This window comes from Methylobacterium sp. E-012 (assembly GCF_057836545.1).
The window spans coordinates 1,499,070-1,522,331 of record NZ_JBYQEY010000001.1; the positions used below are offsets into that span (position 1 = coordinate 1,499,070).

Below are 23,262 nucleotides of genomic sequence, written 5' to 3' on the forward strand. Positions count from 1 at the left end.
GGTCAAGTTTCGGGGACGTTTCGGTCCAGCTCCGCGATCCAGATCCGCGCCGACCCGTCCGAGGGCGCGCGCCAATCGCCCCGGGGCGACAGGGAGCCGCCGGCGGAGACCTTCGGGCCGTTCGGCAGGGCCGAGCGCTTGAATTGGCTGAAGCCGAAATAGCGGGTCAGGAACACCCCGAGCCAGCGGCGGATCTCCGAAAGATCGTAGGCCACCCGCTTGGCCTCGGGGAAGTCCGGCGCCCAGGAGCCCCGCGCCCGGTCGCCCCAGGCGTGGAGTGCCAGGAAGGCGATCTTCGAGGGCCGGAACCCGTAGCGGAGCGTGTAGAACAGGTTGAAGTCCTGCAGCGCGTAGGGGCCGATCGTCGCCTCCGTGCTCTGCGGGGTGTCGTCCGGGTCCACCGGCACCAGCTCGGGGGAGATCTCGGTGTCGAGGACCGCCTGGAGGGTGCGTGCCTCCTCGGGGCCGACCTCGCCAGTGCCGATCACCCAGCGGATCAGGTGCTGGATCAGGGTCTTGGGCACGCCGGCATTGACCGCGTAATGGCTCATCTGGTCGCCGACCCCGTAGGTGCACCAGCCGAGCGCCAATTCCGAGAGGTCGCCGGTGCCGACCACGAGTCCGCCCGCGTGGTTGGCGAGGCGGAACAGATAATCGGTGCGCAGGCCCGCCTGAACGTTCTCGAAGGTCACGTCGTAGACCGCCTCGCCCCTGGCGAAGGGATGGCCCATGTCGGCGAGCATCTGCCGGGCCGCCGGGCGGATGTCGATCTCGGCGGCCGTACAGCCCAGGGCCGTCATGAGCGCGTGGGCGTTGGCCTTGGTGGCGTTCGAGGTGGCGAAGCCCGGCAGCGTGTAGGCCAGGATGTCCGACCGCGGGTAGCCGAGCCGGTCGAAGGCCTTGGCGATGACGATCAGCGCATGGGTCGAATCGAGTCCGCCCGAGACGCCGATCACGGCCTTGCGGGTGCCGGTGGCCTCCAGGCGCTGGGCGAGACCCGCCACCTGGATGTTGTAGGCCTCGTAGCAATCCTGCGCGAGGCGCGTCGGATCGGCGGGGACGAACGGGAAGCGCTCGATCCGTCGCATCAGCCCCAGATCGGCCTCCGGCGGGTCGAGCCGGAAGGGCACGCGGCGATAGGCGAGTGCGTGGCGCCGCGCGTCGTCGTCGAAGCTGCCGGCCTGGAGGCGCTCCTGGGCGATCAGGTCGAGGTCGATATCGGCGCGCGTCGCCACCGGGCCCTCGGGGAAGCGCTGGCCCTCGGCGAGGCGCGCACCGAGCTCGTCGATGCTGGTCTGGCCATCCCAGGACAGGTCGGTAGTCGATTCGCCGAGACCCGCGGCGGCGTAGACATAGGCGCAGGCGCCGCGCATGGAGGCGCCCCGCGACAGGAGCGCCCGGGACTCGGCCCGGCCGACCGTGATCGGACTGCCGGACAGGTTCGCCAGCACGGTGGCCCCGGCGAGGGCCGCGCGCATGCCGGGCGGTTCTGGGACCCACAGGTCCTCGCAGATCTCGACCCCAACCACGAGGCCCGGCAGATCCTCGGCCGGGAACAGCAGGTCGGTGCCGAAGGGCGCCGCGTGATCCGCGACCCGGATGGTCTCGCCCACGACGCCGGCGCCGGCGGCGAAGTGGCGCTTCTCGTAGAATTCCCGGTAGTTCGGCAGGAAGGATTTGGGCACGACGCCGAGCAGGCGGCCGCCCTGGATCGCCAGGGCGCAGTTGTAGATGCGGTGGCGCCAGCGCAGGGGCGCGCCGACCAGGAGCAGCGGCCGCAGGGATGCCGATTCGGCGATCACCCGGGCAGCGGCCTCCTCGACCGCGTCCAGCAGGGTCTGCTGGAGTAGCAGATCCTCGATCGCGTAGGCGGAGAGGCCGAGTTCGGTGAAGACCGCGAGCGCTGCACCGGAATCATGACAGGTCTGCGCCAGGGCGAGGATGGCGTCGGCGTTGCGCCCGGGCTCGGCCGGATGACTGCGCCCGGTGCAGGCCGCGACCCGGGCGAAGCCGTGGCGATAGAGGGAGCGGAAGCGGGCCGGTCCATCGGCCCGGGGATCGGCGCGCGGCGGGGAGGGGGGCTGAGGCACGGGCACCGGTCCGGGGGAGGGGACTCTCCAGCCTATATGGGGCTCGACCATGGGGCTGGATACATCAGAGACAACCGAGACGCCGTGGATGCCCTCCAAGGCCTCCTCAGGCCACAGGATCGGCTCTCCGCGTTCCAACCACGCTCCCTGTCCTGGAGCGGCTGAATTTGACCGTCACGGTCGCCTCCGACGCGGCCCAAGTGGGCTGCCGCCCGGACCAGCGGATGGCGCCGGTCGATGCGGGCGCGGCCCCGTCGTCGTGGACCCGCCTGTCGGGCCGTCCGACGCGGCCGGCGCGCGCTGTGATGGACGGTGCCGGCGCTTCCGCGCGTCCGAGAACGCCGCCTTGAAGCCCTTCCGGCTCTCGAAGACGGGAACGGACCGCTCGGGTGCGCGATCGCCAGCCGCGGCGCGGTGCCGAGCCGCGATGAACGCCGCGCCGATCCCCTGGGCCGAGCCGCCGATCCGGATGAGGGGACCCTTGTTCATGGCGATCCTCGGCCAAGCAGGCGGAGCTCGCTGAGGAAGTCCGCGACCAGCGGCTCGACCGTGGTGACGATGGGAGCTGGTTGCAGGTCGCCGCGATGGATGTGGTCGCCCGGTCCCGCCCCGTGGTCGGAGGCGAGACCGCGCGCGCCGGCGCATCCGGAGAACAGCGAGAGTTTGGGGCCCTGCGCCGATCCGCGCACCGGCGTCGGCACCACCACGATGTTTCGTCGGCGGAACCCGCAGGCGCTTCAATGCGTGCCCGCATGGTTTCCGGCGGATGGCCCCGCGGCAAGCCTCCATTAACGACGAATGGCCTAACTCAGGACAGCCGCCGCGCATCGGCGGATCCCTGTTTCGAGTATCGTTCGAGAACCCATGCGCGCATCGGGACGGCCTCCGTACTCCCATCGTGACCCCGCCCGCCCGGTGCGTGGCGGCGACCGCTCGGGCCTCTCCCTGGGAGCCCTGGCGCACCGGCTGATGGCGCTCCGCGTGAGCCTCACCCGCCGCCTGTCCGGCGCGTCCGCCGGGCTGCCCGCGCGGCCGGCCTACGGCGTCCCCGGACGCCGGGAGCCGAGCTGGCTGACCGCGCCGGCCGCCCTGGTCGGGCGCGAGATGCCGGAGCGCGCCGCGCGCCCGCGCAGCGCCGCGCCGCCCGAGCAGCTCTGGCCGGCCGAGGTCTTCGACGACCGGGCGAGCCTCGACGCGCTCGAGCCGCTGGCCGTCGAGAGCCGGATCGACCGCAGTGCCTCCTCGCCGGGCGTGCTGGTGCGCCAGCCGCGCCGCCCCGCCGCCATCGCGCCCGACGATGCGCGGGACGGCGCGCCGGTGGCCGCAGCCGGTCCCGCCGCGTCGTCCTCGGCCGTGCGCTATACCCGGACCCCCGATTCGGTGCTGCAGGAGCGCCGTCAGCGCGCCCTGGAGGCCGAGCGCGTCGCCCTGGAGCGGGCCCGCGCCGAGGCGCAGGCGGCGGCCCTCGCCCTGGAGACCGAGCGCGCGGAGCGCGAGCGGGCGGAGCGCGCCGGGATCGCCGTCGCGGAGCCCGAGCCCGCCGCCGACGAGGCCGTCCCGGCCGCCGATGCCCCGGACGCGGAGGCGGTGCCCCTGTGGCGTCAGCCCTTCGTCGCCCCGCCGGGCGTCCGCTTCTTCCGCACGCCGGACCGCCGCCCGGTCCGGCCCGCGGTCGAGCTGTCCGCGTCGACGGCCGTGATCGCCCCGGTGGCGGTCGCAGCCGTCGTCCAGGATGTGGTCGACGCGTTGGTCCTGGAGGCGGCGCAAGAGATGATCGCCGCGCCCGTCGAGATTCCGGCCCGCGACTGGTCGGACCTGCCGGACTGGTCCGGGGTCCAGCCCTGGTTCGACGGCGGCGACTGGTCGTCCGTGGAGGCCTGGACGGCGCTGGAGGCCCAGGCCACGGAGGCCGCGCCGGCACCCGAGACCGCCCCCGACACGCCCGCCGTCCCCATGCTCCCGGACGTCACGGACCTGCGCGCGCTGCCGCCGCGGCCGGTCTACGTCCTCGACCGGCTCGTGCGGTTCGACCAGCCGCCGCGTCCCGCCGACGGGCAGGATAACGGAGCGGCGTCCGAGGGCGGCCAGCGGACCGACGCGGCCGCGGCGATCCGCAGCGCCTTCCTGCCGACCGCCGAATCCCTGCCGGCGCCCGCCGGGCTGGCGCTGGTCTTCGGTCCCGGCAGCGCCGCGACCGTGGCTTCCGCCGAACCCGCGTCCGAGGCGCCGCGCCGCGCCCCGGTCCTCAGCGCCATGGCGGCCCGGGCGGCGATCCGCGCGGCCGGCCAGCCGAGCCCTGTCCCGCCGGCGCCTCCGGTCCAGCCCGAGCCCGACTCGGCCCCGATGGTCGTCGTGCCGATGACGGAGCGCGCCGAGATCGAGCGGGTGGTGATCCCGATGATCCCGCGCCCGGTCCTGCTCCGGGGCAAGCTGGCGCCCCAGGCGGAGCCGGAGCCGGCCCCGTCCGAGGACGCGGTCGAGGCCGCTCCGGCGGTCGAGCCGGCCGAGGCGGTCGCCGCCGTGCCGGCCCCCGCACTGGTGGCACTCCCCCTGGTCGCGCCGCGGGCGCACCTGATCCCGGCCGGCCGCCATCTCGAGATCGCGCCGATCGAGAACGCCGATTACGAGCTGCCCTCCCTCGAACTCCTGGCCCTGCCGGCCCCCGGCGGCAGCGAGGAGGTCGATGCCGACGTGCTGGAGCAGAACGCCCTCAACCTGCAGCAGACGGTCCAGGATTTCGGCGTGCGCGGCGACATCCTGGCGGTGCGGCCCGGTCCGGTCGTGACCCTGTACGAGCTCGAGCCCGCCCCCGGCACCAAGTCCAGCCGCGTGATCGGCCTGTCGGACGACATCGCCCGGTCGATGTCGGCGGTCTCGGCCCGCGTCGCCGTGGTGCCCGGCCGGAACGTCATCGGCATCGAACTGCCGAACGACACCCGCGAGACGGTCTATCTCCGGGAGCTGCTCTCGTCGGCCGACTTTGCCGAGAGCAAGCACAAGCTGGCCCTGTGCCTGGGCAAGAACATCGGCGGTGAGCCGATCATCGCCGACCTCGCGCGCATGCCGCACCTGCTGGTCGCCGGCACCACCGGCTCGGGCAAGTCGGTGGCGATCAACACCATGATCCTGTCGCTGCTCTACCGGCTGAAGCCCGAGGAGTGCCGGCTGATCATGGTCGATCCGAAGATGCTGGAGCTGTCGGTCTACGACGGCATCCCGCACCTGCTCTCCCCCGTGGTCATCGACCCCAAGAAGGCGGTGATCGCCCTCAAATGGGCCGTGCGCGAGATGGAGGAGCGCTACAAGAAGATGGCCAAGATCGCGGTGCGCAACATCGACGGCTACAACGCCCGCATGAAGGAAGCCCGGGAGAAGGGCGAGACCATCACCCGCACGGTCCAGACCGGCTTCGACCGGCATACCGGCGAGGCGGTGTTCGTCGAGGAGGCGATGGACCTGACGCCGCTGCCCTACATCGTGATCGTGGTCGACGAGATGGCCGACCTGATGATGGTGGCGGGCAAGGACATCGAGGGGGCGATCCAGCGGCTCGCCCAAATGGCGCGCGCGGCCGGCATCCACCTGATCATGGCGACACAGCGCCCGTCGGTGGACGTGATCACCGGCACGATCAAGGCGAACTTCCCGACCCGGATCAGCTTCCAGGTGACCAGCAAGATCGACTCGCGCACGATCCTGGGCGAGATGGGCGCCGAGCAGCTGCTCGGTCAGGGCGACATGCTGTTCATGGCCGGGGGCGGGCGCACGACCCGGGTGCACGGGCCGTTCTGCTCGGACAGCGAGGTCGAGACCGTGGTCGCCCATCTCAAGCGCCAGGGCCGGCCGAGCTACCTCGACGCCGTCACGGCGGACGACGCTGCCGAGGAGCCCGCCAAGGAGGGCGGCCGGTCCGGCCGGGGTTCGAAGGCCGCGGCCGACAAGGCCGAGCGGTCCGACGAGCCCGAGGAGGAGGCCCCCGTCTTCGATATCGGCGCCTTCGCGGCGGCGACCGGCGGCGAATCCGACGATCTCTACAAGCAGGCGATCGAGGTCGTGCTGCGCGACCAGAAGGCGTCGACCAGCTACATCCAGCGCCGCCTGCAGATCGGCTACAACCGTGCCGCTTCGATCATGGAGCGGATGGAGATCGAGGGGATCGTCGGCCCGGCCAACCACGCCGGCAAGCGCGAGATCCTGGTCGCCGGCGCAGCCCACCAGTCGAGCGGCATGGGCAGCGGGATGTACGACGACGAGTGAGGCCCTCTACCCGGGCCGTTCCCCTTGGGGCGGCCCGGGGCGTCGCATCTTCGCCACAGGGCGGGGGTCTAACGGCCGCCGCGAACCCGTCCCGTCCTCGCCCCGCTCGCGAGGACGGCGTGCCGCAACGTCCGCGGCGGCCTGCCGACGTCATGGTCCGCCCTCATTTGGCCGCCGGAACCCGCCCAGCGGGTCCGCAGGAGATTCTGCCGATGATCGGCCGCCGCATCCGCACAGCCGGCTCCGTGATCGCCGCCGGGCTGTGGCTCGCGACCGCCGACCCGGCTCAGGCGCAGGTCGGCGCCTTCATCGACAGCCTGTTCGGCCACAAGGACGAGCCCGCCCCGCAGCCGGAGGCCGCCCCGGCGGCGCCCGCGCCCGCCAAGAAGGCCGCGCCCAAGCCGAAGGACCCGGCGAAGGAGGCCTCGAAGCCCGGCACTCCCAAGCCCGGCAAGGCCGTCGACAAGCCGACCGAGAAGGCCGAGCACAAGGCCCGCGACCCCAAGGTGGCGGCGGTCGGCGCCCCCGCGGCGATCGACCCCGCCGAGCCGGCGGATGCCGCGACCCTTCTCGCCCAGGCCAACGCCTATTTCAACGGGATCGACACCCTGACGGGCAGCTTCATGCAGACCGGCGCGGACGGGCGGCGGATCGGCGGCAAGCTGACGCTGGCCAAGCCCGGCCGCCTGCGCTTCGACTACGAGCAGCCCTCGCCCCTGCAGGTGGTCGCCGACGGGACCTCGGTGGCGGTGCGCGACCGCAAGCTCAACACCCAGGACCTTTACTTCATCGCCCAGACGCCGCTGAAATTCCTCCTGCGCGAGAAGATCGACCTCGCCCGCGACCTCACCGTCATCGATGTGGCCAACGACCCCGGCGGCGTGCGCATCAGCCTGGAGGATCGGGCCACGCTCGGCGGCACCTCGAAGATCCAGCTGTTTTTCGATTCCGAGATGAAGACCCTGTCGCAATGGCGGATCACCGATCCGCAGGGCTACATCACCACGGTGACCCTCTCGAACCTGCAGAAGGGCAAGAGCGTCGACGGCAGCCTGTTCTTCATCAATTACGGGCGCGCCGAGGACAAGGCGATGCAGCAGCAGATCCAGCAGGCGCAGCCGTGACGGGGCCTGCCCTCAGGTCGCGCTGAGCCCGGCCGCGCCGCCGGGCCGCCACCGGTTCAGCTCCCGGTCGATCGCACCCTCGGTGCCGCGCAGGAACTCCGCGGGCGGCAGGCCCGGGGCGAGGGCTGCGAGGTAGCTCACCACCACGGTCCCGGCCCGGGTCGCCGCGCCCCCCGGCCAGAACAGGCCGGAATTCACCGCCACGGGCACCACCGGCAGGCCGAGCCGGCCGTAGAGCAATTCGACACCGCGCTTGAAGCGCAGCGGATCCTCGATCCCGCCGCGGGTGCCCTCGGGGAAGATCAGCACCGACCGGCCGGCCGCCACCGCCTCCCGGCCCCCGTCGATCATGGTCCGCAGGGCCTGGGTGCCGTTGGCCCGGTCGATGACGATCATCGGCGAGCGCCGCAGGAACCAGCCGACCACCGGGATGGCCAGCAACTCCCGCTTGGCGACGATCGCCACGTCCGGGACCAGGACCAGGAAGGCCAGGGTCTCCCAGGTCGATTGGTGGTTGGCGACGATCAGGCAGGGCTCGGCGGGCAGGTGCTGGCGGCCCTCCTCGACGTAGCGCAGCCCGACGATGCGCCGCAGCCCGGCCAGGATGCCGCGCGCCCAGAGGCGGGTCGCCCGGCGGATCGGCCGTTCCGGGGCCCCGGCGAGGAGGAAGATCGCCAGCGGTGCGAGGAACAAGGTCGTCCAGGCCGCCCAGTAGACGGCGAACAGGAGCGAGCGGGCATGGGCCATGCGGGGCCTCGACGAGGGGCCCCGGAGAGGGCAGAGAGACGGGCATAGCGCCTGCCGGTCAGGTGCGCACGGCATTTCGCGCCGGCGGCGGTGATCGGACTGTCGCGGGGCGCGAAATCGGCTATCGGAACACATTGCCGTTCCAACCCCGCCGTCCCAACCCCGGCCCCGCCCGTGCAGTTTACCGTCACCACCTGGAACATCAACTCGGTGCGCCTGCGCATCGACCTCGTGCTGCGCTTCCTCGCCGAGCACCGGCCGGACGTGCTGTGCCTCCAAGAGACCAAGTGCCCGGACGACGCCTTCCCCCTTAAGGCCCTGCGCGGCTCGGGCTACGAGCACGTGATGTTCGCCGGCCAGAAGGGCTACAACGGCGTCGCGATCCTGTCCCGGTTCCCCCTGCACACCCGCGGCGTGATGGGCTTCTGCGAGCGTCCGGACGCCCGCCACATCTCGGCGGTGCTCGGGCCGGAGGCGGGGGCGGCCGCGGGGATCGTGCTGCACGATTTCTACGTGCCGGCCGGGGGCGACGTCCCGGACCGCGACCGCAATCCGAAATTCGCCCACAAGCTCGATTTCCTGGCCGAGCTGCGCGCCTGGGGCGGCAAGCGCGCCTCCGGACCGGCGATCCTGGTGGGCGACCTCAACGTGGCGCCCCTGGAGCACGACGTCTGGTCGCACAAGCAACTCCTCGACGTGGTCAGCCACACCCCCGTGGAGACGGCGGCGCTGGAGACCCTGCGCGGGGAGGCGGGCTGGATCGACACCGCGCGCCACCTCACCCCGGAGTCGGAGAAGATCTACACGTGGTGGAGCTACCGGTCCCCCGACTGGGCCGCGGCCGACAAGGGTCGGCGCCTCGACCACGCCTGGGTGTCGCCGGATCTCGCCGGCACGATCCGCGCGGTCGCGGTGCTGCGCGACGCCCGGGGCTGGGAGCGTCCCTCCGACCACGCGCCGGTCACATTGACGCTGGACCTCTGATCCGGGGCGCGGCGCGGAACTGCGACCGTAGCCGGGCATTGCCCGCTCGCAACGTCGTGATGCGAGCTGGCCCCATGCGCAAGATCCTGATCGCCCTTCTGCTTCCCAAGGTCGTCTCCTTCCTGCACCGCCGGTACGGCAACCCGCACCCGACCCGGGGCCGCGCGTTCTGAGACTGTCTTAGGACGACGCCCGCTCCGGTGTCCGGCTGTGATGGCTGGGCGCAGGATGCCCCATCCCGCGCGGCCCTCGTTGGCGGCGATCACACCCGCCGAGGAGCCGCCCCCCCATGACTCAGGATCCGCGCGAGGCCGGGCCGCGCCCGCCCTATCCCGGAGACCAGCAGCAGACCCGCCCGGGTCTGACCACCAAGATGACGCCGCGGCCCGACCACGGCGAGACCAGCTACGTCGGCAAGGGTTTGCTCGCCGGGCAGGCCGCCCTGATCACCGGCGGCGATTCCGGCATCGGCAAGGCCGTGGCCATCGCCTATGCCCGCGAGGGTGCCGACGTGGCGATCTCCTATCTCGAAGTCGAGCAGGAGGATGCCGAGGACACGAAGGCCTGGGTCGAGAAGGCCGGGCGCCGCTGCCTGCTGCTGCCCGGCGACATCCGCGACCCGGACCTCTGCCGGGACCTCGTCGCTCGCACTGTCGCGGCCTTCGGCCGGCTCGACATTCTGGTGAACAACGCCGCCGCGCAGGTGGTGAACGAGGGGCTCGACGACCTGAAGGCCGCCGACATTGAGGGCTCGTTCCGGGCCAACGTCTTCGCGATGTACCACCTCGCCCAGGCGGCGGTGCCGCACATGAAGCCGGGCGCTGCGATCGTGAACAGCACGAGCGTCCAGGCCAAGGTCGCCGATCCGACCATGCTGATCTACGCCGCCACCAAGGGCGCCATCGCGAGCCTGACGATCGGCCTGTCGAACCTGCTGGCGCCGCAGGGTATCCGGGTGAACTGCGTCGCCCCCGGCCCGATCTGGACGCCGATCCAGCCGATCGTGAAGGACCCGGAGCAGATCGCGCAGCTCGGCGCGCAGACGCCCCTCGGGCGCGCCGGCCAACCCGCGGAACTGGCGCCGGCCTATGTCCTGCTCGCGTCCCGCGAGGGCAGCTACATGTCGGGCGCCCTGGTGCCGGTGACCGGCGGCATGCCGATGTACTGAGAGGGAACGATGGCTGGACCCAGCAGCCGTCGCTTCGCTCACACGGACGGCGTGGATCCGGGCGCCCTCTGCCCCGTAGATCGAAACCCGCCGCGCGGAGCGGCGGGTCCGATGAGCCCTTAGAAACTAGAACGGGATGTCGTCGTCCAGATCGTAGCCGCCGCGGCCACCGCCGCCACCGCCACTTGAGGCCGCCGGCGCCGGACGCCGGTCTCCACCCTGGGCACGGCCGCCGCCGAAATCACCGCCCCGGTCGCCACCCCGGCCACCGCCGGATTCGCCGCCGCGGCTGATCTGGCCGCCGCCCTCGTCCTCACCGGCGATGTCGCCGCCGCCGCCCCGCCCGTCGAGGATCGTCATCTCGCCGCGGAAGCGCTGGAGCACCACCTCGGTCGTGTACTTCTCGACGCCGGAATTGTCGGTCCATTTCCGGGTCTGGAGCTGGCCCTCGATGTAGACCTTCGAGCCCTTGCGCAGGTACTGCTCGGCGACCCGGGCGAGGTTGTCGTTGTAGATCACGACCGAGTGCCACTCGGTCTTCTCCTTGCGCTCGCCGCTCGCCTTGTCCTTCCACGATTCTGAGGTCGCCAGCCGCAGGTTGCAGACCGGATCACCCGAGCCCAGGCGGCGCATCTCGGGGTCGCGCCCGAGATTGCCCACCAGAATCACTTTGTTGACGCTGCCCGCCATCGCTCTCTCCTGATCGTACCGATCTCACAGGGCACCAGCCCGCCGTCGCGCGAACCATGCGCCCGGGCCTCCGAGGCGACAACCTGCGGATGGAGCTTGTGCCCGATATCCGCATCGTCGCCGAGTCCGTTTGTTCTACATCTGTTCACAAAAGGCGGCAAGCCGGGCTCACGATACGTGGACGAGGAGCTTGCCGAAGTTCCGACCCTTGAGCAGGCCGATGAAGGCTTCGGGGGCGTTCTCCAGGCCCTCGACCACATCCTCGCGGTAGCGGATCCGGCCGTCCTGGATCCAGCCGCCGACCTCTGTCCGGAAGGTCTCCGCCTGGTCGGCGAAGTCCCAGACGATGAAGCCCTGGATATGGAGCCGGTTGGTCAGGACCGAGCGCATGAGCCCGGGCAGGCGGTCGGGGCCGGGCGGGACCTCGGTGGCGTTGTAGGCCGAGACGAGGCCGCAGACCGGGATCCGCGCGAAGGGATTGAGCAGCGGCATCACGGCCGCGAAGACCGCGCCGCCGACATTCTCGAAATAGACGTCGATCCCCTTCGGACAGGCGGCGGCCAGGGCCGCCGGAAGGTCGGGCCCCCGGTGATCCACCGCGGCGTCGAAGCCCAGTTCCTCGGTGAGGTAGCGGCACTTGTCCGGGCCGCCCGCGATCCCGACCGCCCGGGCCCCCTTGAGCTTCGCGATCTGCCCGACCAGCGACCCCACCGGGCCGGCGGCGGCGGCGGCCACCACGGTCTCGCCGAATTTCGGACGGCCGATATTGAGGAGGCCAGTATAGGCGGTCATGCCCGGCATCCCGAGCACGCCCAGGGCCGTCGAGGGCGGAGCGGCCTCCGGATCGACCCGGCGCGACCCCTTGCCGTCCGTCACGAAATACGCCTGCCAGCCCGCGAAGGCCGTGAGCAGCTCGCCGACGGCGAAATCCGGATGGTTCGAGGCGACGACCTCGCCCACCGTCTCGGCGGTGATCGGCGCGCCGATCTCCACGGGGGCCGCGTAGGATTTCGCGTCGCTCATGCGGCCGCGCATGTAGGGGTCGAGGGACAGCCACCGGGTCCGCAGGAGCACCTGCCCGGGCCCGGGCTGCGGCACGGGGACCTCATCGAGGCGGAAATTCTCAGGGCGCGGCTCCCCATGGGGACGCGAGGCCAGGACGATGCGGCGGTTCATGGCGGTCATGGTGGATTCCCGGTGACTGGCTTCCAGCCCCGATCTGGGGCTCCGGGCCGCGGCGGCAAAGGTGCGGATGCGATCTCCCGGGGAACTCAGGCGTTGTCGTGTCGCCTGAACGCGGAGAAACCCATGCTGAGGACGGTGCTCGGTCTCGGACTCGCGATGCTGACGGCGGCTGCGGCGGCCGGCCCGCTCGACGGCTATCGGGATCGCGCCCGGGTCCTGGTGCTCTCGGCGCCCGATGGTGCGGACGCGCGGCTGCGGGCACAGCGCGCGGCCCTGGACTCGGACCGCGATGGCCTCGCCGAGCGCGACCTCGTGGTGCTGGAGGCCGTCGGGGCCGGGGCCGAGGCGCAGGCCCTGCGCGCGCGGCTCGACCTCCCGGCGGAGGGCTTCCGGGCCGTCCTGATCGGGAAGGACGGGGGCGCCAAGCTCAGTTCGGCCACGCCGATCGCGCCCGCGCGGTTGTTTGCGACCATCGACGCGATGCCGATGCGGCGCGCCGAGATGCGGGGGCGGCGCTAGAGCCGTTCATTCATTTGACGTGCACGCGCACGCCGGACCCGTATCCGCTCCGGTGACGTGCGCTATAGGCGCGGAATCCTGTGATCGGGCGCGCCCGGGCCGAGCGACCGACACCAACGGTTAAGCCTACCGGCCTATCACCGGATCGTGTCGACGGCCGCGTCACGGCCGTCCCTTCAGGCCCACCAGGACGCTCCACGAGACGCTCGAGACCGATGAACCGACACCACGTTGCCACCGCCATCCGCCGCATCGTCGCCGCGCAGGTCGAGGACATCGAGCGCGCGGTCCGCGACGGCCACAAGACCATCGCGCTGAACGAACTGGCGGATCTGAACCGCCAGCTCAAGGCCTTCGCGGCCGTCCTGAAGAAGGCGCCGGCCCGCATCTGAGCCGGGCCGTCCTACCAGCGCGGTCCCCCCCAGCGGGGTCCGCCCCAGCGGTGGGGTGGCTCCTCGTCGGGCGGCGGGGGCGGCGGCCCGCGGTCGAAGGCCGGCGCGTCGCAGACCCGCACCCGGCGCACCACCGGCGCGCCGTCCGGATCGAACCGGCGCCGGACGAACTCGCGGCACGCCTCGGGCGGTGCCGCGGAGAAGCGCGGTCCGCGAAATTCCGGCTCGGGCGGCGGGGGTGGCGGCGGCCGCCGCCGCTCGTAACCATCGGGCGGGCCGCCATAGCCGTGTGCCGGCGGAAACGGGCCGTCGAAATCGGCGGCGTGTGCCGGGCCGACGGCGAGGAGCAGCGCGCAGAACCCGGCGCGCCCGATGACATGACGGAGGGGCACTGTACGGCCTCGGCAGGAAGCGGCGGCGGGGATCGCGGCCGTCGATGCCGGAGACTGCGCCGCGCCGGCTGAACCCCTGCCGCGTCGGCCGTTGGCCGCCGTTCAGGCGGCGCTTCGGTTATCGCATCAGGATCCCCGAAAACCGGTTTCCACCGTGCCGCAGAACGCGTCAGTTCTGCATCGCGTTGATCTCGCACTGCGCGTATTCCGCACTCGCCTTCACGTAGGCGTTGAGCTTCTGCGCGTAGGCCTCGGCGATCGGGCGGAACGCCTGCGCCTGAAGATTGTAGGCCTTGACCGCGTCGTTGAAGCTGTAGGCCTCCCAGCCGGGACAGCCGCCCTTGGCGTCGAGGCAGGCCGGTTTCTCGGGGAGCGCGGGCTTGCTCGGGCGCATCGCGGCCGGCGGCGGCTCCGGCGGCTTGCAGACCGCGGCCATCGGGGCGGTGGCCGCCGGGGCTGCCTTGTCGGGCCCGGGCTTGGCGGGCGCCGCCAGGGCGATGGCCGGGGCGAGCATGCCCGCGATGAGGAGAAGCGTGCCGCGCATAGCCCAGGTCACTCCGCTGCGGCGAGGTCCGCCGGCGGCGGGTTCTGCGGCATCAGGCGGGCGGCGACAAGGGTTCCGAGGCGGCGGCTCTTCCTGTCGTCCCGCGCGCCTCGCCCGCGCGCTGCCGGCCGGGCGCCGGACTGGCTGCTTTGCCGGCGGTCCGCGCGCCGCGCAGGAGCGCGATGGCGGGCATCAGCAGCCCGGTCGCCAGCACCCACCAAGCCGGCCGGATCGGACCGGAAAAGTCGAGATTGGCCGCGAGCACGAGGCTGGCCGGGACCCCGCTGGCGAGCCCGTACCAGGCGGCTTCGAGCGCCGCGGTGGCGAGGCCGGACAGGATCGCAAGGAGCAGGAGCGACCACGGCCGCTCCGGCCACTTGAACCGACGCATCGCCCGCCAGCCCATCAGCAGCAGGAACAGCCCCGCCGAGAAGACCGGGTCGCTGACATCGATCTTCGATTGCAGGAAATAGTGGACCAGCGCCAGCACGGCGATCGTGTAGACGAGCCGGTGCAACCGGTGCCAGTTCGGCCCCAGGTTGCGGATCGCCGCGTCCGTGGAGGTCAACCCCAGGGCGATCAGCCCGATCAGCGCCACGAAGCCGATCGTCAGGTAGAGCCGCAGGGCGATCTCCGACGCGACCTTCGTGAGGATCAGGTTCTGGTCGACAGCGTAGAGGGTGAGATGCGCCACCGCATAGGCCATCACGGTGACGCCGAGCATGCGCCGGACCACCAGAACCTTTCCCCAATCGGCGATCCGGCGCAGCGGCGAGATCGCCAGGGAGAACAGCAGGAAGCGCACCGCCCATTCGCCGGTGGCGTGGATCAGCGCGGTGATCGGCTTGGCGCCGAGCGCGTCGAGTCGGTAGGCGGCCGCGAGGTACAGGGCCGGCGCGACGCAGGCGAGGAACACCGCGAGCTTCAGCCCGGACAGGCGCCCGGCCCGGTCGCGCCAGGGGAGGGGGATTCCAAGGGGAACGGTCAGACGGTCCATCATGGGTCTCGGACAGGGTTCCGTCGGATGGGGAGACTCGGCGATCCGGACCGCCCGCGACGAGAACCATCGCCTCCGGCCATCGGTGCCGCCGCGGGTCGGTTCGCCGCGGCGGCGCGCGGGTTACAGCGTTCCGTCGCTCCCTGTGTTGACCTCCGTCGCCCCGTGCCGAGATAGCAGGGCGACGGACACCGGATGGATCCCATGCAGTACCGCACTCTCGGCCGCTCCGGCCTCAAGGTCTCGCCGATCTGCCTCGGCACGATGATGTTCGGCGGCCCCACCGACGAGGCCACCGCGGGCCGCATCGTCGGCAGCGCCCGCGACGTAGGCATCAACTTCATCGACACGGCCAACGTCTACACGGACGGGCGCTCGGAGGAGATCACCGGCCGGGCGATCAAGGCGGAGCGCGACGCCTGGATCCTGGCCACCAAGGTCGCCAACCCGACGGGTCCCGGCGTCAACGATCGCGGCCTGTCACGGGTCCACGTGATGAAGGCCGCCGAGGACAGCCTGCGCCGGCTCGGCACCGATTTCATCGACATCTACTACCTCCACAAGGAGGATCACGACACGCCGCTCGCCGAGACCGTGCGGGCGATGGCCGATCTGGTGCGCGCCGGCAAGATCCGCCATTTCGGTGTCTCGAACACCCGGTCCTGGCGGGTCGCCGAGATCTGCCGGCTCTGCGACGAGGCCGGCATCGACCGGCCGGTGGTGAGCCAGCCCTATTACAACGCCTTCAACCGCATGCCCGAGACCGAGCACCTGCCGGCCTGCGCCCATTACGGCCTTGGCGTCGTCCCGTACTCGCCGCTCGCCCGCGGCGTGCTGACCGGCAAGTACGATCCCGACGCCCCGCCCCCGGCCGAATCCCGCGCCGGCCGCCAGGACACCCGGATGATGCAGACAGAGTGGCGGCCCGAATCCCTGCGCATCGCCCGGACGCTCAAGGAGCACGCGGAGGGCCGCGGCATCACGGCCGGCCAGTTCGCCACCGCCTGGGTGCTGAACAACCGCCTCGTCACCGGCGTCATCGCCGGGCCGCGGACGGAGGCGCAATGGCAGGAATATCTCGGCGCCCTCGACTACGCCTTCACCCCGGAGGACGAGGCCCTGGTCGACGGCTTCGTGGCGGCGGGGCACCCGACCACGCCCGGTTACAACGACCCGGCCTATCCGCTGGAGGGGCGGGTGCCGCGGGGCGGCTGATCTCGGCCGCATGTTGCGCCCGGCCATCCATGGTGGCGCCGATGCGCCGTGCGACATGTCGGGCTGGCAAGAGGGCGGGCGACAATGGCCGCTCGGACGCACGAAAAGGTCAGACCTGCGACCAAGACCAAGTCGGTCCGGGCGCAGGTCGATCCAGGGGTGAAGCCTGAAGCCGCGGCTGTTCTCGGTGCGGTCGGCCTCTCATTGTCGGACGCATTCCGCTTGATGCTGCAACGGGTCGTTGCCGAGGGCCGGTTGCCCTTCGACCCGCCACCGGCAAAACCGCATACGGAGCCAGATCGACCGAAACTGCACTGGGTCCGCATCGGTTCGCATAGCGAACTCGCTCCATGAGGGACGCCGCGGATCCAACAGGGCATAGAGATGGTCTGCGCTGGGACCGAGCTTTCGCGCCTGCCGTGTACCGGCTCGCGTGCGAAACGGCAGTTTTGCGAAGGCTGCCGTACGCCGCGATGTTTGCGAGCCGTCACGACGCGCGCTGATCGACCTTGCACTCGCGACCGACCGCGGCTATCTATCGCTCAACAGTTCTGATGGCAGTCGAGAGGCTGCGGTTCGGGAGTGGGCCCCACCGGGTCCGCTCTTTTTTTTCGCCGCACGCCGTGGGCGAGCCACGCAGAACGCCGCGAAGGTTGCGCACCACCACACATGTCGTCCGAGATCGAAGCGGATCTGTCCGAGAAGCGCCTCGTCCGCGAGGCCGGGGTTGCCGCGCGCGTCGCTCAGGCGATCGAGGGGCCTCTCGCGGGCTTGGGCTTCCGGCTGGTCCGGGTGCGGATGTCCAACGTCAACGGCTGCACCGTTCAGATCATGGCGGAGCGGCCGGACGGCACCTTCTCGATCGACGATTGCGAGGCGGTGAGCCGGGCGATCTCGCCGATCCTCGACGTCGACGATCCGGTGGGCGGCGCCTACAATCTGGAGGTGTCCTCGCCCGGCATCGACCGGCCGCTCGTCCGGGTCTCGGACTTCGCCCGCTGGGCCGGCTACGAGGCCAAGGTCGAGCTGAGCCCGCCGCTCGACGGGCGCAAGCGGTTTCGCGGGATTCTGGGTGTTCCGGATCCGGAGACGCTCACCGTCCCGATCGACCTGCCCGACGTGAAGGAAGGTCTGCCGAGTCGCATCGACCTGCCGCTCAAGACCCTCGCTGACGCCCATCTCGTCCTCACCGACGAGCTGATCCGCGAGTCGCTCCGCCGCGGTGGGCCGCCCGCCGGGGACGAGGCCGAGGAGGTCGAGGACGACGAGCCGGCCGAGGAGCCGCAGGCGTCGCCCGCGCGCAGCGCCTTCCGCCCCAAGGGGCCGAAGAAGGCCAGCCCCGCGGCCAAGCCCACGAAACCGGCGCGGACCGGGCCCAGGAAGCCGGTGGTGAGCAAAGCCTCCCGGCTCAAGGACCGCGACTCGCTGCACTGAGACCCCGCGTCGGCCGCCGCGCGGCCGGCCCTGAGATTTGACGGAAGAGAAGGACCGACACCGATGGCCGTGGTCAGCGCCAACAGGCTCGAACTCCTCCAGATCGCCGACGCGGTCGCCCGCGAGAAGGTGATCGACCGCTCCATCGTGATCGACGCGATGGAAGAGGCGATCGCCAAGGCGGCCCGCTCCCGCTACGGCGCCGAGACGGACGTGCATGCCGAGATCGACAACAAGACCGGCGCGCTCCGCCTGTCACGCCACCTGCTGGTGGTCGACCAGGTGGAGAATGACGCCCGGGAGATCACCCTCGACCAGGCCCGCCGCTACAATCCGGGCGCGCTCGTCGGCGACGTGATCTCCGACACCCTGCCGCCCTTCGATTTCGGCCGGGTCGCCGCGCAATCGGCCAAGCAGGTCATCGTCCAGAAGGTGCGCGACGCCGAGCGCGCCCGCCAGTTCGACGAGTACAAGGACCGCATCGGCGAGATCCTCAACGGCATCGTCAAGCGGGTCGAGTATGGCAACGTCATCGTCGATCTGGGCCGCGGCGAGGGCATCGTCCGCCGGGACGAGATGATCCCGCGCGAGACCTTCCGGCCGGGGGACCGGATCCGGTCCTACCTGTTCGACGTGCGCTCGGAGGTGCGCGGGCCACAAATCTTCCTGTCGCGCTCGCACCCGCAATTCATGGCCAAGCTGTTCGGCCAGGAGGTCCCCGAGATCTACGACGGCATCGTCGAGGTGAAGGCGGTGGCCCGCGACCCGGGCTCCCGCGCCAAGATCGCTGTGATCTCCCGCGACGGCAGCATCGATCCGGTCGGCGCGTGCGTGGGCATGCGGGGATCCCGGGTGCAGGCTGTCGTGGGTGAGCTGCAGGGAGAAAAAATCGACATCATCCCCTGGTCGGAGGACGAGGCGACCTTCATCGTCAACGCCCTCCAGCCGGCCGAGGTGGTCAAGGTGGTGCTCGACGAGGAGGCCGACCGCATCGAGGTGGTGGTGCCGGACGACCAGCTGTCGCTGGCCATCGGCCGGCGCGGCCAGAACGTGCGGCTCGCCTCCCAGCTCACCGGCTGGGACATCGACATCCTGACCGAGGCCGAGGAATCGGAGCGTCGCCAGAAGGAGTTCGCCGAGCGGACCCAGGTGTTCATGGAGGCGCTCGACGTCGACGAGACCGTCGGCCAGCTGCTCGCGGCGGAAGGTTTCCGCAACGTCGAGGAGATCGCCTATGTCGACACCCAGGAGCTGTCCGGCATCCAGGGGCTCGACGAGGAGACGGGGGCCGAGATCCAGGCCCGCGCGCAGGACCACCTCGCCCGGATCGAGCAGGCGCACGACGCCCGCCGGACCGAACTCGGCGTGGCCGACGAGCTGCGCGAGATCGAGGGCATCACCACGCCCATGATGGTCGCCCTCGGCGAGAACGACGTGAAGACCGTCGAGGATCTGGCCGGCTGCGCCACCGACGATCTCGTCGGCTACACGGAGGGGCGCGGTCCGGAGGCCGTGCGTCACGCCGGCTATCTCGACGGGTTCGACCTGTCGCGAACCGAGGCCGAGGGCCTGATCATGGCCGCCCGCCTCAAGGCCGGCTGGATCGAGGCGCTGCCGGAGCCGGAGGCCGAGGAGGGCGCCGAGGCGGCCGAGGGCGAGGACGCAGCCCCCGCGCCGGCCGAGGCCTGAGCCGAGAGAAGGCGGCGGAGGCGCGATGGTCGCGGTCGAGACGATTCTGCCCGAGGACGGGCCGGAGGCCGGGGGGCTCGATGCCGGCCCCGGCCGCCGCGCGCCCACGCGCACCTGCATCGTCAGCCGCGTCACCCAGCCGCCGGAGGCGATGATCCGATTCGTGCGCGGCCCGGACGGCGCCGTGGTGCCGGACCTGCGCGCGAAACTGCCCGGGCGCGGGGCCTGGATCAGCGCCCGGCGCGAGGCCGTCGCCACGGCGGTCCGAAAAAACCTGTTCGCACGGGCGTTCAAGGGGCCGGCCCCCACTGATCCCGACCTGCCCGACCGGATCGCTGCCGCGCTGCGCGAGGATCTGCGGCAGGCCATCGCCCTGGCCAACAAGGCGGGCTGCCTGGTCGCGGGCTTCTCGAAGGTCGAGGCGGCCATCGGCGGCCAGCCCGGGGCCGTCGCGGTGATCCATGCTGCCGAGGCCACCGCGGACGGGCGGCGCAAGATCGCCGCGGCCTTGCACCGGCGCCACGGTGAGACCATGTCGAGGATACCGATCATCGACGACCTGTCCGAAGATGAATTGGACATGGCCTTAGGTCGGGATCATGTGATACACGCTGCGCTCGTCGCAGGAGCCGGGGCCGCCGGCTGCCTGTCGCGTTGGCGTCGGCTACGCTCCTTCGAGGGCGCCGCCGCGGCGACCGGGGAGCCCGATCCAGCCCGAATCGGCGGGATCGACGAAGCCTCACGTTGACGACGCAGGAATGATTTGACCGGCGCCACCGGGCGTCGGTTCACGGGACGATGGAAACCCTCAGGGTTCAGGCTGAATGAGCGATACGAACAACCCGGGCGACAAGACTCTGAACAGGACTTCCCCGAAGCCGCTGTCCCTCAAGCGGCCGATCGAGGCGGGAACGGTGCGTCAGAGCTTCTCCCATGGCCGCTCCAAGCAGGTCGTGGTCGAGACGGTGAAGCGCCGCGTCATCGGCGCGGCGCCGGCCGCCCCTGCCCGCGAGCCCGCCCCGGCGCCCCGTCCGGCGACCCCCGCGCCGACGGCGCCGGCCCCGCGCCCGGCCCAGCGCTCCGCCTCCGGCGTCGTGCTGCGCACGCTGAGCGAGCAGGAGAGCGCGGCCCGCGCGGCAGCCCTCGCCGACGCGCAGCGCCGGGAGGCCGAGGCCCGCCGCAACGCCGAGGCCGAGGCCGAGGCGCGCCGCCGGGAGGCCGAGGAGCAGGCCCGTCGTGAACGCGAGGCCGCCGAGGCCCGCCGCCGCGAGGAGGAGGCCCGCAAGGCCGCCGCCGCCGAGGCCGCACGCGCCGCCGAGGAGGCTGCCAAGGACGCCGCGAAGGAAGCCGCGAAGGCCGCAGCCGCGGCGCCTGCCGCGGTGGCTCCGGCTCCGGCCGCCGAGGCACCGGCCCCGGAGGCGCCGCCCGCCGCCGCAGCAGCCCCCCGTCCGGCCCCGGCGCCCGCCCAGCCCGCCCCGGCAGCTGCGCCGCCCCGCCCGGCCGCCGCGTCGCCGCGCCGGCCCGAGGGCGCCCGCCCGGCGGCATCCGCCGCTCCGGCGGCCGCCCCGCGTCCGCCGCTGACGCCGCGCCCCTCCACGGGTGAGCCGCGCAAGACGATCACGGCCGACACGCGCAAGCCCCGCGACCTCAACTTCATGGCGCGCCCGGCTCCGGCACCCGAGCCGGAGAAGAGCGCGACGCCCGCCACCGCCGCCCGCCCCGCCGGTGCCGCCACCGCCGCGCGCCCGGCCGGCCGCGGCGCCCAGACCAACGAGGACGAGTCCGAGACCAAGCGGGTGATCCGCCGTCCCGGCATGCCGCTCAAGATCATCACGCCGCCCAAGACGCCGAAGTCGCCGGGCGGTGACCGCAACCGCGGTCGCCTGACCATCGCCACGGCCACGTCGGGCGAGGACGAGCGCACGCGTTCGGTCGCTTCGTTCCGCCGCCGCCAGCAGCGGATGAGCGGCCGCGGCCACGTGGAGCAGAAGGAGAAGCTGTCCCGCGAGGTGACGATCCCCGAGACGATCACCATCCAGGAACTCGCCAACCGCATGTCGGAGCGGGCCGTGGACGTGATCCGCATGCTGATGAAGCAGGGCCAGATCCACAAGATCACCGACGTGATCGACTCGGACACCGCCCAGCTCATCGCCGAGGAGCTCGGCCACACGGTGCGGCGCGTCGCCGAGTCCGACGTGGAGGAGGGCCTGTCCTCCGACGAGCCGGATCTGGAGGAGGATCTCGATCCCCGTCCGCCGGTGGTCACCATCATGGGCCACGTCGACCACGGCAAGACCTCGCTGCTTGACGCGATCCGCAAGGCCAACGTGGTCGAGGGCGAAGCCGGCGGCATCACCCAGCACATCGGCGCCTATCAGGTCGCGTCGCCGTCCGGCGACATGATCACCTTCATCGACACCCCGGGCCACGCGGCCTTCACGTCGATGCGCGCCCGCGGCGCCAAGGTCACCGACATCGTGGTGATCGTGGTGGCGGCCGATGACGGCGTGATGCCCCAGACCATCGAGGCCATTCAGCACGCCAAGGCGGCGGGCGTCCCGATGATCATCGCGGTCAACAAGATCGACAAGCCGGACGCGAACCCGCAGCGGGTCCGCACGGAACTGCTCCAGCACGACATCCAGGTCGAGTCGATGGGCGGCGAGACCTTGGAATTCGAGGTTTCGGCCAAGACCGGCGACGGCCTGCCGGAGCTGCTGGAGGGCATCCAGATCCAGGCCGAGATCATGAACCTGCGCGCCAACGAGAAGCGCGACGGCGAAGGCACGGTGATCGAGGCCCAGCTCGACCGTGGGCGCGGCCCGGTGGCCACCATCCTGGTCCAGCGCGGCACCCTGTTCACCGGCGACATCGTCGTGGCCGGCGCCGAGTGGGGCCGCGTGCGCGCCCTGATCGACGATCTCGGCGAGAACGTCCAATACGCCGGTCCGTCCGTGCCCGTGGAGGTGCTGGGCTTCAACGGCACCCCCGATGCCGGCGATCGGGTGACCGTGGTGCCGAGCGAAGCGCGGGCCCGCGAGGTCACCGAGTACCGCGCCCGTCAGAAGCGCGAGCGGCAGAATGCCCGCACCGGCGGTGCCAACCGCTCGCTGGTCGACATGATGCGCGACCTCAAGGAAGGCGCGGGCCGCAAGGAACTGCCGGTCGTCATCAAGGGCGACGTGCAGGGCTCGGTCGAGGCGATCTCGGGCGCCCTGGAGAAGCTCGGCAACGACGAGGTCGCGGCCCGCATCCTCCTGTCCGGCGTCGGCGGCATCACCGAATCGGACATCACCCTGGCGCAGGCCTCGAAGGCCGTGGTGATCGGCTTCAACGTGCGCGCCCTCAAGGAGGCCCGCGAGGCCGCCGAGCGGGCGGGCGTCGAGATCCGCTACTACAACATCATCTACGACCTCGTGGACGACATCAAAGCCACGCTGTCGGGGATGCTGCCGCCGACCCTGCGGGAGGAGCGCCTCGGCGAGGCGACCATCCAGGAGGTCTTCGAGGTGTCGAAGGTCGGCAAGGTTGCCGGTTGCCGCGTCCAGGACGGCATCGTGGAGCGGGGCGCCCATGTCCGCCTGATCCGCGACAGCGTCGTGATCCACGAGGGCAAGCTGAAGACGCTCAAGCGGTTCAAGGACGACGCCAAGGAGGTCACTTCCGGCCAGGAATGCGGCATGGCCTTCGAGAACTTCGAGAACATGCGCGCCGGCGACGTCATCGAGTGCTACCGGGTCGAGGAGATCCGCCGCACGCTCTGAGAACCCGGACTCATCCGGACCGGGCGGCCGCGGCACCTGCCGCGGCCGTCTTTTCTTTTTTCAGGACG

General features: G+C 71.6%; 20 protein-coding genes. 12 read left to right on the forward strand and 8 right to left on the reverse strand.

Translation table 11 applies throughout. The features are described from left to right. Positions 1-2: 2 nt before the first annotated feature. Together AC3IF1_RS07120 and AC3IF1_RS07125 are read right to left on the reverse strand one after the other, a co-directional pair. Entirely contained in the window at positions 3-2,141 is a 2,139-nt protein-coding gene (locus AC3IF1_RS07120) for an NAD(+) synthase (protein WP_489216820.1), read from the reverse strand. 434 nt (positions 2,142-2,575) lie between these two features. Next, positions 2,576-2,797, reverse strand: coding sequence for a hypothetical protein (locus tag AC3IF1_RS07125; RefSeq protein ID WP_489216822.1), 222 nt, complete (start codon positions 2,795-2,797; stop codon positions 2,576-2,578). Between the two features lie 262 nt (positions 2,798-3,059). Between AC3IF1_RS07125 and AC3IF1_RS07130 the strand changes: the two genes are divergently transcribed. Continuing rightward, on the forward strand, positions 3,060-6,347 hold the full coding sequence (locus AC3IF1_RS07130) for a DNA translocase FtsK (protein WP_489220339.1): 3,288 nt from the start codon (positions 3,060-3,062) through the stop codon (positions 6,345-6,347). 212 nt (positions 6,348-6,559) lie between these two features. Continuing rightward, positions 6,560-7,471, forward strand: a complete 912-nt coding sequence (locus tag AC3IF1_RS07135) for a LolA family protein (RefSeq protein ID WP_243973639.1) — start codon at positions 6,560-6,562, stop codon at positions 7,469-7,471. Positions 7,472-7,483: 12 nt separating this feature from the next. Here AC3IF1_RS07135 and AC3IF1_RS07140 read toward each other — a convergent pair whose 3' ends face one another. Continuing rightward, positions 7,484-8,218, reverse strand: coding sequence for a lysophospholipid acyltransferase family protein (locus AC3IF1_RS07140; RefSeq protein WP_243973638.1), 735 nt, complete (start codon positions 8,216-8,218; stop codon positions 7,484-7,486). Between the two features lie 174 nt (positions 8,219-8,392). Between AC3IF1_RS07140 and xth the strand changes: the two genes are divergently transcribed. Further along, entirely contained in the window at positions 8,393-9,202 is an 810-nt protein-coding gene (xth, locus tag AC3IF1_RS07145; RefSeq protein WP_489216826.1) for an exodeoxyribonuclease III, read from the forward strand. Positions 9,203-9,491: 289 nt separating this feature from the next. After that, a complete protein-coding gene (locus AC3IF1_RS07150) occupies positions 9,492-10,370 on the forward strand; it encodes an SDR family oxidoreductase (RefSeq protein WP_489216828.1) in 879 nt (292 codons plus the stop codon). Positions 10,371-10,496: 126 nt separating this feature from the next. Here the strand turns inward: AC3IF1_RS07150 and ssb are convergent, their stop codons facing one another. Next, entirely contained in the window at positions 10,497-11,060 is a 564-nt protein-coding gene (gene ssb, locus AC3IF1_RS07155) for a single-stranded DNA-binding protein (RefSeq protein WP_243973635.1), read from the reverse strand. A gap of 168 nt (positions 11,061-11,228) precedes the next feature. Beyond that, positions 11,229-12,245, reverse strand: coding sequence for an NADP-dependent oxidoreductase (locus tag AC3IF1_RS07160; protein WP_489216830.1), 1,017 nt, complete (start codon positions 12,243-12,245; stop codon positions 11,229-11,231). Between the two features lie 123 nt (positions 12,246-12,368). Here AC3IF1_RS07160 and AC3IF1_RS07165 point away from each other — a divergent pair, with 123 nt between their 5' ends. Beyond that, positions 12,369-12,764, forward strand: a complete 396-nt coding sequence (locus AC3IF1_RS07165; RefSeq protein WP_489216832.1) for a DUF4174 domain-containing protein — start codon at positions 12,369-12,371, stop codon at positions 12,762-12,764. Positions 12,765-12,979: 215 nt separating this feature from the next. Continuing rightward, positions 12,980-13,156 (forward strand): hypothetical protein, encoded by a 177-nt coding sequence (locus AC3IF1_RS07170; RefSeq protein WP_243973632.1) that lies wholly within the window; start codon positions 12,980-12,982, stop codon positions 13,154-13,156. A gap of 11 nt (positions 13,157-13,167) precedes the next feature. On the opposite strand, the gene AC3IF1_RS07175 is transcribed toward AC3IF1_RS07170, so the two are convergent. The 3 genes from AC3IF1_RS07175 to msrQ form a co-directional block, all read right to left on the reverse strand. After that, on the reverse strand, positions 13,168-13,548 hold the full coding sequence (locus AC3IF1_RS07175; protein ID WP_489216835.1) for a hypothetical protein: 381 nt from the start codon (positions 13,546-13,548) through the stop codon (positions 13,168-13,170). A gap of 169 nt (positions 13,549-13,717) precedes the next feature. After that, positions 13,718-14,092, reverse strand: coding sequence for a hypothetical protein (locus AC3IF1_RS07180; RefSeq protein WP_243973630.1), 375 nt, complete (start codon positions 14,090-14,092; stop codon positions 13,718-13,720). A 52-nt stretch (positions 14,093-14,144) separates the two neighbouring features. Continuing rightward, positions 14,145-15,092: a protein-methionine-sulfoxide reductase heme-binding subunit MsrQ gene (gene msrQ / locus AC3IF1_RS07185; RefSeq protein ID WP_489216837.1), complete on the reverse strand. Its 948-nt coding sequence runs from the start codon at positions 15,090-15,092 to the stop codon at positions 14,145-14,147. 201 nt (positions 15,093-15,293) lie between these two features. Between msrQ and AC3IF1_RS07190 the strand changes: the two genes are divergently transcribed. From AC3IF1_RS07190 to infB, 6 genes are all read left to right on the forward strand, one after another. Then, positions 15,294-16,304, forward strand: a complete 1,011-nt coding sequence (locus AC3IF1_RS07190; RefSeq protein WP_243973628.1) for an aldo/keto reductase — start codon at positions 15,294-15,296, stop codon at positions 16,302-16,304. Positions 16,305-16,388: 84 nt separating this feature from the next. Then, positions 16,389-16,658, forward strand: coding sequence for a type II toxin-antitoxin system RelB/DinJ family antitoxin (locus AC3IF1_RS07195; RefSeq protein WP_243973627.1), 270 nt, complete (start codon positions 16,389-16,391; stop codon positions 16,656-16,658). Between the two features lie 315 nt (positions 16,659-16,973). Then, positions 16,974-17,738 (forward strand): ribosome maturation factor RimP, encoded by a 765-nt coding sequence (gene rimP / locus AC3IF1_RS07200; RefSeq protein ID WP_489216840.1) that lies wholly within the window; start codon positions 16,974-16,976, stop codon positions 17,736-17,738. Positions 17,739-17,801: 63 nt separating this feature from the next. Next, positions 17,802-19,427: a transcription termination factor NusA gene (gene nusA, locus AC3IF1_RS07205; RefSeq protein ID WP_489216842.1), complete on the forward strand. Its 1,626-nt coding sequence runs from the start codon at positions 17,802-17,804 to the stop codon at positions 19,425-19,427. A 25-nt stretch (positions 19,428-19,452) separates the two neighbouring features. After that, positions 19,453-20,175: an RNA-binding protein gene (locus AC3IF1_RS07210; protein WP_489216844.1), complete on the forward strand. Its 723-nt coding sequence runs from the start codon at positions 19,453-19,455 to the stop codon at positions 20,173-20,175. Positions 20,176-20,251: 76 nt separating this feature from the next. Next, positions 20,252-23,194, forward strand: a complete 2,943-nt coding sequence (infB, locus tag AC3IF1_RS07215; protein ID WP_489216846.1) for a translation initiation factor IF-2 — start codon at positions 20,252-20,254, stop codon at positions 23,192-23,194. The last annotated feature ends 68 nt before the right edge of the window (positions 23,195-23,262 follow it).